Here is a 14,071-nt window from a genome sequence, read left to right as displayed (position 1 = left end):
GGACGGACAGGGGCGCGGGGAACTGCGCGAGCAAGGAGCGCACGTCGGCCAGGTCGCGATCAGGTGCAAGTCACTGCCCGCGTCGCGACCTTGCCGGTGGGCGCCTCCCGCTTCGCGCAGTTCCCGCGCCCCTGGTTTCACATCGTGCGGATGGCAACGGTGTCGCACAGCTCCTGGAGCGCCGCCTTCGCCGGGCACTCCGGCAGCGGGTCCAGCAGGGCGCGCGCTTCCTCCGCGTAGCGCAGCGTCTCCCGGCGTGCCCGCTCCAGCGCCGGGTGCCGGCGCAGCAGCCGGAGGGCCTCCGCGTGCGCGGCGTCGTCGGCCGCCAGGTCGGTGGCGAGGAGCTCGCGCAGCCTCGCGTCCTCGGGGTCGGCGGGGTCGACCGGCATCTGACGCAGCAGCAGGACCGGCAGCGTGGGGACGCCTTCGCGCAGGTCGGTGCCGGGGGTCTTGCCGGACTCGTGGCCGTCGCTGGCGATGTCGAGGACGTCGTCGGCCAGCTGGAACGCGGTGCCGATGCGCTCGCCGTACTGGGTGAGGAGGTCGACGATCCACGGTTCGGCGCCGGCCATCATCGCGCCGAAGCGGCAGGAGACGGCGATCAGCGAGCCGGTCTTCCCGGAGAGGACGTCGAGGTAGTGGCGCAGCGGGTCGTCCTCGGGGCGGGGTCCGACGGTCTCCAGGATCTGGCCGGTGACGAGTCGTTCGAACGCGTCGGCCTGGACCCGGACGGCGTCGGGGCCGAGGTCGGAGAGCACCTGGGAGGCGCGGGAGAACAGGAAGTCGCCGGTGAGGATGGCGACCGAGTTGTCCCAGCGGCTGTTGGCGCTGGGGGCGCCGCGCCGCACGGGGGCCTCGTCCATCACGTCGTCGTGGTACAGCGTCGCGAGGTGGGTCAGTTCGACCACCACGGCGGAGGGCACCACCCCGGGCGCGCCCGGGTCGCCGAACTGGGCGGCGAGCATCACCAGCAGCGGCCTGAACCGCTTCCCCCCGGCCTCGATGAGGTGGCTGGCGGTCACCGTGATGAAGGGCACGTCGCACTTGACGGCCTCGATCAGGGCGGCCTCCACGGCCTCCATCCCGGCCTGGACGTCGCGGGTCAGATCGCGGTCCTGCACGCTCAGCCCGAAGGGCCCCACGACGGTCACGCTGACCACTCCTGTCCCTGGTCGATCCAGCGGGCCGGTCCCTCAGCACCGCCGATGCACATACAAGGCAGCGTATCCGGTCCCGAGTGGATCACTGCACGGGCCTGGGCCTTCCTCCCCTGGTGGCGGGAGGTGCCCGGAACGGGCCGGCCCCCGCCGGGGTGGGCGGGGGCCGGACGGGGGACGGTCAGCGGACGAAGAGCGAGGCCTTGGAGGCCAGGTCGAGGAAGTACTGCGGGAGCAGGCCCAGGCCCAGGGTCACCAGCACGCCGAAGGCGATGGTGGTGGCGGTGAGGGCGCTGGGGACGGCGACCGCGGGGCCGGAGGGCTGCGGGTCGGAGAAGAACATCAGGACGATGACCCGGATGTAGAAGAACGCGGCGATCGCGGAGGACAGCACACCGACGATCACCAGCGGCGTGGCGCCGCCGCCGGCCGCGGCCTGGAAGACCGCGAACTTGCCGGTGAAGCCGGAGGTGAGCGGGATGCCCGCGAAGGCCAGCAGGAAGAGCGCGAACACCGCGGCGAGCAGCGGGGAGCGGCGTCCGAGGCCGGCCCAGTTGGACAGGTGGGTGGCCTCGCCCTTGGAGTCGCGCACCAGGGTGACCACGGCGAACGCGCCGAGGGTGACGAAGGAGTAGGCGAGCAGGTAGAAGAGGACGGCGGCGACGCCGCGCCGGTCGGTGGCGATCAGGCCGGTGAGGATGAACCCGGCGTGCGCCACCGAGGAGTAGGCGAGCAGCCGCTTCACGTCCTGCTGGGTGACGGCGAGGATCGAGCCGACCACCATGGTGAGGATCGCCACGCCCCACATGACGGGCCGCCAGTCCCAGCGCAGGCCGGGGAAGGCGACGTAGAACAGCCGCAGCAGGGCGCCGAACGCGGCGGTCTTGGTGGCGGCGGCCATGAACCCGCTGACGGGGGTCGGCGCGCCCTGGTAGACGTCCGGCGTCCAGGAGTGGAACGGCACCGCGCCGACCTTGAACAGCAGGCCGACGGCGAGCATGGCCAGGCCGATCAGCAGCAGTGCGTCGTTCTGGGTGGTGACGGCCAGCGCCGGGGTGACGGGGGCGGTGCCGGCGACCACGTCGGCGATCTCGCCGAGCCGGACGGTGCCCGCGTAGCCGTACAGCAGGGCGGTGCCGAACAGGAAGAACGCCGAGGCGAACGCGCCGAGCAGGAAGTACTTGACGGCGGCCTCCTGCGAGAGCAGGCGGCGGCGCCGGGCGATCGCGCACATCAGGTACAGCGGCAGGGACAGCACTTCGAGCGCCACGAACATGGTCAGCAGGTCGTTCGAGGCGGGGAAGAGCAGCATGCCGCCGACCGCGAACAGGGTGAGCGGGTAGATCTCGGTGGTGCGCAGGCCCTCGCGGGTGGCGACGCGTTCCTGTTCGCCGCCGGGGACGGCGGCGGCCTGGGCGGCGAACGCGTCGATCCGGTGGCCGTTGACGCGCGGCTCCAGCCGGCCCTCGGCGTAGGTGAGGACGGCGAGGACGGCGGTCAGCAGGATCACGCCCTGCAGGAACAGCGCGGGCCCGTCGATGGCGACCGAGCCCATCGCCAGCAGGCCGGCCCTGGTGGTGGCGTGGCCCTGGGCGGCGAGCACCACGACGGCGGCGAATCCGCCGACCAGGCCGGCCAGCGAGATGCCGAGCTGGGTGGCGGCGCGCAGCCGGCGGGGCAGGAACGCCTCGGCCAGGATGCCGACCAGGGCGGCGCCGAAGACCACGAGCATCGGCGAGAGCTGGCCGTACTCGACGTGCGGGGCGGGGATGCTCGGGCTGTTGCCGCCGGCGGCGGCCAGCGCGTGGACGGGGCTCACTTCTGCTCACCTCCGGTGGCGGCGACCGGGTGGGCCGGCGCGGGGTCGGTCCGGTGGACCTGGCTGAGGGTGTCGTCGACGGCCGGGTTCACCATCCGGGTGAGCGGCTGCGGGTAGACGCCGAGCAGCAGGGTGAGGGCCACCAGCGGGGCGACGACGGCGAGTTCACGGGCCTTCAGGTCGGGCATGCCGCTGACGGACTCCTTGACCGGGCCGGTCATGGTGCGCTGGTACAGCATCAGCGCGTACAGCGCGGCCAGCACGATGCCGAAGGTCGCGATGATCCCGATCACCGGGTACCGGGTGAACGTGCCCACCAGGACCAGGAATTCGCTGACGAACGGGGCCAGGCCGGGCAGCGACAGGGTGGCCAGGCCGCCGAGCAGGAAGGTGCCGGCCAGGACCGGGGCGACCTTCTGCACGCCGCCGTAGTCGGCGATCAGCCGGGAGCCGCGGCGGGAGATCAGGAAGCCGGCGACCAGCATCCACGCGGCGGTGGAGATGCCGTGGTTGACCATGTAGAGGGTGGCGCCGGACTGGCCCTGGCTGGTCATCGCGAAGATGCCCATGATGATGAACCCGAAGTGCGAGATGGACGCGTAGGCGACCAGCCGCTTGATGTCCTTCTGGCCGATGGCGACCAGCGCGCCGTAGACGATGCCGATCAGCGACAGCACCAGGATCGCCGGGGCGAAGGTCTTCGACGCGTCCGGGAACAGGCCGAGGCAGAACCGCAGCATCGCGAAGGTGCCGACCTTGTCGACGACCGCGGTGATCAGGACGGCGGTTCCGGCGGTGGACTCGCCCATCGCGTTCGGCAGCCAGGTGTGCAGCGGCCACATCGGGGCCTTCACCGCGAACGCGAAGAAGAAGCCGAGGAACAGCGCGCGCTGCGCGGTCGGGTCGATCACCAGCTTGCCGGAGGAGATCGCGTCGGTCAGCGCGGGCAGGCTGAAGGTGGCCTGCCCCTGGTCGCCGGCCACCACGTACAGGCCGATCACGGCGGCCAGCATGACGAGTCCGCCGAGCAGGTTGTACAGCAGGAACTTGACGGCCGCGTAGGAGCGCTGGCGGGCCGCGTCGGGTCCGCCGGCCCGGTCGCCGAAGCCGCCGATCAGGAAGTACATCGGGATCAGCATGGCTTCGAAGAACACGTAGAACACGAACACGTCGGTGGCCAGGAAGGACACCAGCACCATCGCCTCGACGGCGAGGATCAGGGCGAAGAAGCCCTGGGTGCGGCGCTTGGACTCGAACGAGCCCTCGACCGCGGCGGGGTCGGCGTCGTGCCAGCCGGCCAGCATCACCAGCGGCACCAGGACGGCGGTGAGCAGCACCAGGGCGGTGCCGATGCCGTCCGCGCCGAGCGAGAAGTCGATGCCGAACGACCGGATCCAGCTGTAGGACTCGGTCAACTGGTAGCGGGCGCCGCCGGGTTCGAAGGCCGCGGCGATCGCCGCGGCCAGGCCCAGGGTGGCCACCGAGACCGCCAGGGCGACCGCCTTGGTGGTGCGCCGCCGGGCCTCGCCGGTGCCGGCCGGGAGGGCAGCGGTGACCACTGCCCCGACGGCCGGGACGGCGCAGGTGGCGGAGAGGAGGTAGCTCATCAGACCGACCTCATCAGGAGAGTGGAGGCGACCAGCACCAGCGTGCCGCCGAACATGGAGAGCGCGTACGTCCGGACGTAGCCGGTCTGGATCCGGCGCAGTCGGCCGGAGAGGCCGCCGATGGCGGCGGCCAGGCCGTTGACGAAGCCGTCGAGGCCCTTGCTGTCGAAGAACACCAGGGTGGCGGCGAGCGCCGTGCCGGGCCGGACCAGGACGGCGTGGTTGAAGTCGTCCTGGAGCAGGTCGCGGCGGGCGGCCCGGGTGAGCAGCGAGCCGCGCGGGGCCTGCACCGGGACGGGGCTGCGGCCGTACTTCAGCCAGGCCAGGCCGACGCCGGCCGCCATGCAGACGGTGGCGACGGCGCTGACGGTCAGGGCGCTCAGCGGGGCGTGGCCCTCCTCGTGGCCGGTGACCGGCTCCAGGAAGCGCAGGAAGGAGTCGCCGAGGGTGAACAGGCCGCCGGCGAACAGCGAGCCGAAGGTCAGCACGACCATCGGGATCACCATGGTCCGCGGGGACTCGTGCGGGTGCGGCTGGTGTCCTTCGGCGTCCGGCTGCCAGCGCTTCTCGCCGAAGAAGGTGAGCAGCACCACCCGGGTCATGTAGAAGGCGGTGACGGCGGCGCCGACCAGCGCGCAGGTGCCGAGGATCCAGCCCTCGGTGCCGCCCTTGGCGAGGGCCGCTTCGATGATCTTGTCCTTGGAGAAGAAGCCGGACAGGAACGGGAAGCCGATGATCGCCAGGTAGCCGGCCATGAAGGTGGCGAAGGTCCACGGCATGTACTTCCGCAGGCCGCCGTAGTGACGCATGTTCACCTCGTCGTTCATGCCGTGCATGACCGACCCGGCGCCGAGGAACAGCCCGGCCTTGAAGAAGCCGTGGGTGACCAGGTGCATGATCGCGAAGGCGTAGCCGATCGGGCCGAGGCCGGCCGCCATGATCATGTAGCCGATCTGCGACATGGTCGAGCCGGCCAGCGCCTTCTTGATGTCGTCCTTGGCGCAACCGACGATCGCACCGAACAGCAGCGTCACCGCGCCGACCACCACGACGGCGGTCTGCGCGTCGGGCGCCAGGTTGAAGATCGCCGCGGAGCGGGTGATCAGGTAGACGCCGGCGGTGACCATGGTGGCCGCGTGGATCAGCGCGGAGACCGGGGTCGGGCCCTCCATCGCGTCGCCCAGCCAGGACTGCAGCGGCACCTGCGCGGACTTGCCGCAGGCGGCGAGCAGCAGCATCAGGGCGATCGCGGTGAGCTTGCCCTCGCCGGCGTCGCCCGCCGCGGAGAACACCGGCTGGAAGGCGAAGGAGCCGAACTCGGCGAACATCAGCATGATCGCGATCGACAGGCCCATGTCGCCGACCCGGTTGACGATGAACGCCTTCTTGGCGGCCGTCGCGGCGCTCGGCTTGTGCTGCCAGAAGCCGATCAGCAGGTAGGACGCGAGGCCCACGCCCTCCCAGCCGACGTACAGCAGCAGGTAGTTGTCGGCCAGCACCAGGACCAGCATCGCGGCCAGGAACAGGTTCAGGTAGGCGAAGAACCGGCGGCGGCGCTCGTCGTGCGCCATGTAGCCCACCGAGTACAGGTGGATCAGGGTGCCGACGCCGGTGATCAGCAGCACGAAGACGATGGACAGTTGGTCGAGCCGGAAGGAGACGTCGGCCTGGAAGCCGCCGACCGGGATCCAGCTGAACAGCCGTTCGGTGACGGCGCGTTGTTCGGTGTCGCGGCCCAGCATGTCGAAGAACAGGACCAGGCCGAAGGCACAGGACAGCGCCGCGAGCGCGGTCGCGATCCAGTGCCCGAACCGGTCCAGTGCCCGTCCGCCGAGCAGCAGCAGGGCAGCGCCGGCCAGCGGCGCCGCGACCAGCAGCGGAATGAGAGAGTTCACTGAAAGGCCCTCCGCCTACAGCTTCATCAGGTTGCTGTCGTCGACCGAAGCGGAGTGCCTGGTCCGGAAGATGGAGACGATGATGGCGAGGCCGACCACGACCTCGGCCGCCGCGACCACCATGGTGAAGAACGCGAGGATCTGGCCGTCCAGGTTGCCGTGCATCCGGGAGAAGGTGACCAGCGCCAGGTTCGAGGCGTTCAGCATCAGCTCCACGCACATGAACAGCACGATCGCGTTGCGCCGGATCAGCACCCCGGAGGCGCCGATGGTGAACAGCAGCGCGGCGAGGTACAGGTAGTTGACCGGGTTCACTCCGCCTCCTCCTTGGTCGGCACGGTCTCCAGGGCCTGGCGGGGCGCGGCGACCTGCGGGCGGGCGGAGGACGGACGGCCCAGCCAGTCGGCGGTGCTCTCCTCCAGTTCGGCCATCCGCCGGAGCATCTCCTGGCTGACGTCGCGGATCTGGCCGCGCTCGCGCAGGGTGCCCATCACCGAGTCCTCGGCGACCGTGCCGTCGGGCAGCAGCGCCGGAATGTCCACCGCGTTGTGCCGGGCGTACACGCCGGGCGCGGGCAGCGGCGGGACCTGGATGTTGTCCTTGACGCGCTGCGCCGCCAGCTGACGCTGGGTCAGCCGCTCGTGGACCTTCTCCCGGTGGGTCAGCACCATCGCGCCGATCGCCGCGGTGATCAGCAGTGCGCCGGTCACCTCGAACGCCCACACGTACTTGGTGAAGATCAGCTTCGCCAGGCCCTGCACGTTGCCCTCGGCGTTCGCCTCGGACAGGCCGGTGAAGTGCGACAGCTTCGCGTTCGCCAGGCCGGCGACCAGCAGCACGCCGAAGCCCAGGCCGCAGAGCACCGCGGCGATCCGCTGGCCCTTCAGCTGCTCCTTCAGCGAGTCCGCCGAGGAGACGCCGACCAGCATCACCACGAACAGGAACAGCATCATGATCGCGCCGGTGTAGACGACGATCTGCACCACGCCCAGGAACACCGCGCCCTGCGCCAGGTAGCAGACCGCCAGCGACAGCATGGTGGCGGCCAGGCAGAGCGCCGAGTGCACCGCCTTCTTCATCAGCAGCATGCCGAGGGCGCCGCCGACCGCGATCACGGCCAGCACCCAGAACTGCACGGCCTCGCCGGTGGAGGTCATGACTGCGCCTCCTTGTCGCGCGCGTGCTTCTCCTGCTGCACGGTGCCCGGCGCGGCGCCGGTGATCTCACCCCGGTAGTAGGCGCCCTCGTCGGCGCCGGGGAAGATCGCGTGCGGCGAGTCGACCATGCCCTCGGTCAGCCCGACCAGCAGCTGCTCCTTGGTGAAGATCAGGTCCTGCCGGGAGTCGTCGGCGAGCTCGTACTCGTTGGTCATGGTGAGCGCCCGGGTCGGGCAGGCCTCGATGCACAGCCCGCACAGGATGCAGCGGGCGTAGTTGATCTGGTAGACCGCGCCGTACCGCTCGCCGGGCGAGTAGCGCTCCTCGTCGCGGTTGTCGGCGCCCTCGACGTAGATCGCGTCGGCCGGGCAGGCCCAGGCGCACAGCTCGCAGCCGACGCACTTCTCCAGGCCGTCCGGGTGCCGGTTCAGCTGGTGGCGGCCGTGGAAGCGCGGAGCGGTGGGCTTCTTGTACTCCGGGTACTGCTCGGTGAGCCGCTTCTTGAACATGGCCTTGAAGGTCACGCCGAAGCCGGCGGCCGGGCCGAGGATCGACTTCTCCGAAGATTCGTCAGACATGGCGGCGCTCAGCTCCCTTCGGAATGGTCGGCCCCGTTGAGGGCGTCCTGGAGTTGCGGGGTCCGGCGACGGCGGCGCGGGACGGGAGGCAGTTCCTGGCCGGGCAGCGGCGGCACCGGGTAGCCGCCGGCCATCGGGTCGAAGGCCGCGGGCGGGGCGGCGGCGGGCTGCGGCTCCTCGGGCTTCTTGCGCACCACGTCCGCCACCAGGGCGACCAGCAGGACCACCGCCAGCGGGGCGCCCACGTACAGCAGCACCTTGCTGAAGTCGTAGCCCTCGTTGCGCAGCGCCCGCACCGCGGAGACCATCACCAGCCACACCAGGGAGACCGGGATGAGCACCTTCCAGCCGAGCTTCATGAACTGGTCGTAGCGCAGCCGGGGCAGCGTGCCGCGGAGCCAGATGAAGAAGAACAGCAGCAGCTGGATCTTCAGGACGATCCACAGCATCGGCCACCAGCCGTGGTTCGCGCCCTCCCAGAAAGTGGAGACCGGCCACGGGGCGCGCCAGCCGCCGAGGAAGAGGGTCGAGGCGACCGCGGAGACGGTGACCATGTTGACGTACTCGGCGAGCATGAACATCGCGAACTTCAGCGAGGAGTACTCGGTGTTGAAGCCGCCGACCAGTTCGCCCTCGGCCTCCGGGAGGTCGAACGGGGCGCGGTTGGTCTCGCCGACCATCGCCACGATGTAGACGATGAACGACACCGGCAGCAGCACCGCGAACCAGGTCGGCTGCTGCGAGGCGACGATCTCCGAGGTCGACATCGAGCCGGAGTAGATGAACACCGCCGCGAACGACAGGCCCATCGCGATCTCGTAGCTGATCATCTGGGCGGAGGACCGGATGCCGCCGAGCAGCGGGTAGGTGGAACCGGACGACCAGCCGGCCAGCACGATGCCGTAGATGCCCACCGAGGCGGTGGCCAGGATGTACAGCAGCGCGATCGGAAGGTCCGTCAGCTGGAGCGGGGTGCGGGTGCCGAAGATCGACACCTCGTTGCCGGCCGGGCCGAACGGGATCACCGCGAACGCCATGAACGCCGGGATCGCGGAGACGATCGGCGCCAGGATGTAGACCGCCTTGTCGGCGCCCTTGACCACCAGGTCTTCCTTCAGCGCCAGCTTCACGCCGTCGGCCAGCGACTGCAGCAGGCCCCACGGGCCGTGCCGGTTCGGGCCGATCCGCAGCTGCATCCAGGCGACGACCTTGCGCTCCCAGACGATGGCGATCAGCACCGTCAGCACCAGGAACGCGAAGCAGAACACCGCCTTCAGCAGCACCAGCCACCACGGGTCGCGGCCGAAGTAGCCGAGGGTTTCGTACGCAGCAGAGAGGTTCACTGTTCCTCCGCCGGGGCGATGGTGACCAGGTGGCCGAGCGTGGTGCCGAGCGTGCGGTGCACTCCGCCGCCGGGCGTCGAGTTGAGCGGCAGCCAGACGGTGCGGTCGGGCATCGCCGCGGTGATCTCCAGCGGCAGGGTCAGCGACCCGGCCGGGCCGGAGACCCGCAGCGCGCCGGTGGCGCCGATCTCGGCGGCGGTGGCGGCGGACAGCCGGGCGACCACCGGGTGCCGGGTGCCGGCCAGGTGCTCGTCGCCGTCCTGCAGCGAGCCGTTGTCGAGCAGCATCCGGTGCCCGGCCAGCACGGCCTGCCCGGACACCGGGCGGGGCAGCGTGCCGGGGTGCGCGGCGGGCGCGGCCGGGCGGGCGCCCAGCCACGGGGTGAAACGGTCCAGCTCCAGCCGGGCCGCCCGGACGTCGGGCAGGCCGATCGGCCGGTCCAGCGCGTCGGCGACCATGGACAGCACCCGGACGTCCGAGTGCAGGTGACGGCTCATCAGCTGGTCGGGCTTGATCGCGGGCTCGAACAGCCGGACCCGGCCCTCCCAGTCCAGGAAGGTGCCGGCCTTCTCGGCGACGGCGGCGACCGGCAGCACCACGTCGGCGTGCGCGGTCACCGCGGACGGGCGCAGCTCCAGCGAGAGCACGAACCCGGCCCGCTCCAGGGCCTGTTCGGCGAGCGCCGGGTCGGCCAGGTCGTCCAGGCCGACGCCGCCGATCACCAGCGCGTCCAGCTCGCCGGCGGCGGCGTCCGCCAGGATCCGGTCGGTGTCGCGGCCGGTCGCGGCCGGCAGGTCGGCGACGCCCCAGTGCGCGGCGGCCTCGGCCCGGGCGGCGGGCACCTCGACGGCGCGGCCGCCGGGCAGCAGCCCGGGCAGCGCGCCCGCCTCGACGGCGCCGCGCTCGCCGGCCCGGCGCGGCACCCAGGCGAGCTTCGCCCCGGTGGTGTGCGCCAGGCGCAGCGCGGCGGTGAGGCCGCCGGCGGTCTGGGCGAGGCGTTCGCCGACCAGGATCACCGCGCCCGGGGAGCGCAGCGCGTCCGCGCAGCGGCCCGCGTCGTCGGCGAGCACCTCGTCGCCGGCCAGCGCGCCGAGCCATTCGGCCTCGGTGCCGGGGGCGGCGGGCAGCAGCGCGCCGTGCAGCTTCTCCAGGCCGCGGGTGGCGTGCGAGGCGATCGAGAACACCCGCAGGCCGGACGCCCGGTTGGCCTTGCGCAGCCGCAGGAAGACGATCGGGGCCTCTTCCTCGGCCTCCAGTCCGACCAGGAGCACGGCGGGCGCGGCTTCGAGCCGGCGGTACGTCACCCCGGCGCCGTCCAGGTCGGTGCCGTGTCCGGCGACGGCGGCGGCCAGGAACTCGGCCTCCTCGCCGCTGTGCGGGCGGGCCCGGAAGTCGACGTCGTTGGTGCCGAGCGCGAGGCGCGCGAACTTGCCCCACGCGTAGGCGTCCTCGACGGTGACGCGGCCGCCGGCCAGTGCCGCGGCGCGCTTGCCGCGCAGGCCCTCGGCGACCCGGGCGAGCGCCTCCGGCCAGGACGCGGGGGCGAGTTCGCCGTCCTCCCGGCGGATCATCGGGGAGGTGAACCGGTCGCGCTGCTGGGCGTAGCGGAACGCGAACCGGCCCTTGTCGCAGTTCCACTCCTCGTTGACCTCCGGCTCGTTGCCGGCCAGGCGGCGCATCACCTTGCCGCGCCGGTGGTCGGTGCGCTGCCCGCAGCCGGCCGAGCAGTGCTCGCACACGGACGGGGAGGACACCAGGTCGAACGGGCGGGAGCGGAACCGGTAGGCGGCGGAGGTGAGCGCGCCGACCGGGCAGATCTGGATGGTGTTGCCGGAGAAGTACGAGTCCAGCGGCTGGTCGACGCCGGTGCCGACCTGCTGGAGCGCGCCGCGCTCGACCAGGTCGATGAACGGGTCGCCGGCGATCTGCTGCGAGAAGCGGGTGCAGCGGGCGCACAGCACGCAGCGCTCGCGGTCCAGCAGCACCTGGGTGGAGAGCGGGACCGGCTTCTCGTACGTCCGCTTGACGCCCTCGAACCGGGATTCGGCGGCGCCGTTGGTCATCGCCTGGTTCTGCAGCGGGCACTCGCCGCCCTTGTCGCAGACCGGGCAGTCCAGCGGGTGGTTGATCAGCAGCAGTTCCATCACGCCGCGCTGCGCCTTCTCGGCGACCGGCGAGGACAGCTGGGTGCGCACCACCATGCCCTCGGCGACCGGGATCGTGCAGGAGGCGACCGGCTTGCGCTGGCCCTCGATCTCCACGATGCACTGGCGGCACGCCCCGGCGGGGTCGAGCAGCGGGTGGTCGCAGAAGCGCGGGACCTGGGTGCCGATCTGCTCGGCGGCGCGGATCACCAGCGTGCCCTTGGGGACGCTGACTTCGACGCCGTCGATGGTGAGCGTGACCAGTTCGGTCTGGGTGGAAGGCTCGGTGACCGTCACGCGTGCACCTCCCTCTCGGTGGCGGACTCGTGGACGGAGGCCCGGTCGGCCCAGACGGTGGAGGCCGCCGGGTCGAACGGGCAGCGGTGTTCGTCGATGTGCTGCTGGTACTCGGCGCGGAAGTGCTGGAGCGAGGACACGATCGGGCTGGCCGCGCCGTCGCCCAGGGCGCAGAACGACTTGCCGTTGATGTTGTCGGCGATGTCGAGCAGCTTCTCCAGGTCGCCGGGCGCGCCGCCGCCGGCCTCGATCCGCTTCAGCAACTGGACCAGCCAGTAGGTGCCTTCGCGGCACGGGGTGCACTTGCCGCAGGACTCGTGGGCGTAGAACTCGGTCCACCGGGTGACGGCGCGCACCACGCAGGTGGTCTCGTCGAACACCTGCAGGGCCTTGGTGCCGAGCATCGAGCCGGCCGCGCCGACGCCCTCGTAGTCGAGCGGCACGTCGAGGTGCTCGTCGGTGAACATCGGGGTGGAACTGCCGCCCGGCGTCCAGAACTTGAGGCGGTGCCCGGCCCGGACGCCGCCGGAGATCTCCAGCAGCTGGCGGAGCGTGATGCCGAGCGGGGCCTCGTACTGGCCGGGGTTGGTGACGTGCCCGGACAGCGAGTACAGGGTGAAGCCGGGCGACTTCTCGGTGCCCAGCGACTTGAACCAGTCCTTGCCGCGGGCCAGGATCGGCGGCACCGAGGCGATCGACTCGACGTTGTTGACCACCGTCGGGCAGGCGTACAGGCCGGCGATCGCCGGGAACGGCGGGCGCAGCCGGGGCTGGCCGCGGCGGCCCTCCAGCGAGTCCAGCAGCGCGGTCTCCTCGCCGCAGATGTACGCGCCGGCGCCGGCGTGCACGGTGATGTCCAGGTCGATCCCGGAGCCGAGCACGTTCTTGCCGAGGTAGCCGGCCTGGTACGCCTCGGCGACGGCGGCCTGCAGGCGGCGCAGCACCGGGACGACCTCGCCGCGCAGGTAGACGAAGGCGTGGTTGCAGCGGATCGCGTAGGAGGCGATCACCATGCCCTCGATCAGCGCGTGCGGGTTGGCGAACAGCAGCGGGATGTCCTTGCAGGTGCCCGGCTCGGACTCGTCGGCGTTGACCACCAGGTAGTGCGGCTTGCCGTCGTTCTGCGGGATGAACTGCCACTTCATGCCGGTGGGGAAGCCGGCGCCGCCGCGGCCGCGCAGGCCGGAGTCCTTGACCAGGGCGATCACGTCGTCCGGGGCCATGGCGAGGGCGGCCCGCAGGCCGTCGTAGCCGCCGTGCCGGCGGTAGGTGTCGAGGGTCCAGGGGCGGTGGTCGTCCCAGGACGCGGAGAGGACCGGGGAGAGCAGCTTCTCGGCCGGCTCGGCGGAGGTCATCACGCTTCCGTCCCTTCGTGCCGGGGGGAGACCACCTTGGCGCCCGGGGTGCCGGGCAGCGCCTCGCCCTTGGCCAGGCGCAGGCCGGCCAGCGAGGGGGCGCCGCCGGCCCCGGACTCGTCGACCGCGCCCTCGCGCCCGTCGGCGAAGCCGGCCAGGATCCGGGAGGTCTCCTTGAACGAGCAGAGCTTCGCGCCGCGGGTCGGCCGTACCTCTTCGCCCGCGCGCAGCCGGTCGACCAGCTCCCGGGCGGATTCCGGGGTCTGGTTGTCGAAGAATTCCCAGTTGACCATCACGACCGGCGCGTAGTCGCAGGCCGCGTTGCACTCGATCCGCTCGATCGAGATCGCGCCGTCCTCGGTGGTGCGGTTGTTCTCGATCTCCAGGTGCTGCTTGAGCTCGTCGAAGATCTGGTCGCCGCCGAGCACCGCGCACAGCGTGTTGGTGCACACCCCGACGTGGTACTCGCCGGCCGGGCGGCGCCGGTACATGGTGTAGAAGGTGGCGACCGCGGTGACCTCGGCGGTGGTGAGGTCCAACTGCTCGGCGCAGAACCGGATCCCGGTCGCCGAGACGTAGCCCTCCTCGGCCTGCACCAGGTGCAGCAGCGGCAGCAGCGCCGAGCGGGAGTGCGGGTAGCGGCCGATCAGTTCGGCCGCGTCGGCGGCCAGTCGCTGCTCGACCTCCGGCGGGTAGGGCTTGGCCGGCAGCGCCGGCAG

Annotated in this window: 11 protein-coding genes; all 11 read right to left on the bottom strand. The window is 71.7% G+C overall.

Annotated elements, in window-relative coordinates; translation table 11 throughout:
- Nucleotides 1-137: 137 nt before the first annotated feature.
- Nucleotides 138-1,151: a polyprenyl synthetase family protein gene (locus tag ACFV1L_RS15775; RefSeq protein WP_380366196.1), complete on the bottom strand. Its 1,014-nt coding sequence runs from the start codon at nucleotides 1,149-1,151 to the stop codon at nucleotides 138-140.
- A 187-nt stretch (nucleotides 1,152-1,338) separates the two neighbouring features.
- Nucleotides 1,339-2,976, bottom strand: a complete 1,638-nt coding sequence (nuoN, locus tag ACFV1L_RS15770; RefSeq protein WP_380366195.1) for an NADH-quinone oxidoreductase subunit NuoN — start codon at nucleotides 2,974-2,976, stop codon at nucleotides 1,339-1,341.
- Entirely contained in the window at nucleotides 2,973-4,583 is a 1,611-nt protein-coding gene (locus ACFV1L_RS15765; protein WP_380366193.1) for an NADH-quinone oxidoreductase subunit M, read from the bottom strand. The genes nuoN and ACFV1L_RS15765 overlap by 4 nt, the downstream gene beginning before the upstream one ends.
- Nucleotides 4,583-6,478, bottom strand: coding sequence for an NADH-quinone oxidoreductase subunit L (nuoL, locus tag ACFV1L_RS15760; protein ID WP_380366191.1), 1,896 nt, complete (start codon nucleotides 6,476-6,478; stop codon nucleotides 4,583-4,585). The genes ACFV1L_RS15765 and nuoL overlap by 1 nt, the downstream gene beginning before the upstream one ends.
- 15 nt (nucleotides 6,479-6,493) lie before the next feature.
- Nucleotides 6,494-6,793, bottom strand: coding sequence for an NADH-quinone oxidoreductase subunit NuoK (nuoK, locus tag ACFV1L_RS15755; RefSeq protein WP_035865142.1), 300 nt, complete (start codon nucleotides 6,791-6,793; stop codon nucleotides 6,494-6,496).
- The gene (locus tag ACFV1L_RS15750) at nucleotides 6,790-7,635 is read right to left on the bottom strand and encodes an NADH-quinone oxidoreductase subunit J (RefSeq protein ID WP_380366189.1); all 846 of its coding nucleotides are present in this window, start codon (nucleotides 7,633-7,635) and stop codon (nucleotides 6,790-6,792) included. The genes nuoK and ACFV1L_RS15750 overlap by 4 nt, the downstream gene beginning before the upstream one ends.
- A complete protein-coding gene (gene nuoI / locus ACFV1L_RS15745) occupies nucleotides 7,632-8,213 on the bottom strand; it encodes an NADH-quinone oxidoreductase subunit NuoI (protein ID WP_035865139.1) in 582 nt (193 codons plus the stop codon). The genes ACFV1L_RS15750 and nuoI overlap by 4 nt, the downstream gene beginning before the upstream one ends.
- A gap of 8 nt (nucleotides 8,214-8,221) precedes the next feature.
- Nucleotides 8,222-9,556 (bottom strand): NADH-quinone oxidoreductase subunit NuoH, encoded by a 1,335-nt coding sequence (gene nuoH / locus ACFV1L_RS15740; protein WP_380366187.1) that lies wholly within the window; start codon nucleotides 9,554-9,556, stop codon nucleotides 8,222-8,224.
- A complete protein-coding gene (locus tag ACFV1L_RS15735) occupies nucleotides 9,553-11,997 on the bottom strand; it encodes an NADH-quinone oxidoreductase subunit G (RefSeq protein ID WP_380366184.1) in 2,445 nt (814 codons plus the stop codon). The genes nuoH and ACFV1L_RS15735 overlap by 4 nt, the downstream gene beginning before the upstream one ends.
- Nucleotides 11,994-13,352, bottom strand: a complete 1,359-nt coding sequence (gene nuoF, locus ACFV1L_RS15730) for an NADH-quinone oxidoreductase subunit NuoF (protein ID WP_380366183.1) — start codon at nucleotides 13,350-13,352, stop codon at nucleotides 11,994-11,996. Before nuoF ends, ACFV1L_RS15735 begins: the two co-directional genes overlap by 4 nt.
- Nucleotides 13,352-14,071: an NADH-quinone oxidoreductase subunit NuoE gene (nuoE, locus tag ACFV1L_RS15725; RefSeq protein WP_380366216.1), complete on the bottom strand. Its 720-nt coding sequence runs from the start codon at nucleotides 14,069-14,071 to the stop codon at nucleotides 13,352-13,354. The genes nuoF and nuoE overlap by 1 nt, the downstream gene beginning before the upstream one ends.

Origin of the sequence: Kitasatospora sp. NPDC059646, from assembly GCF_042734615.1 — a bacterium.
Classification (GTDB): Bacteria; Actinomycetota; Actinomycetes; order Streptomycetales; family Streptomycetaceae; genus Kitasatospora.
Note: the sequence above shows the minus strand (reverse complement) of the source record. Positions and strands in the feature narration are given on the sequence as shown.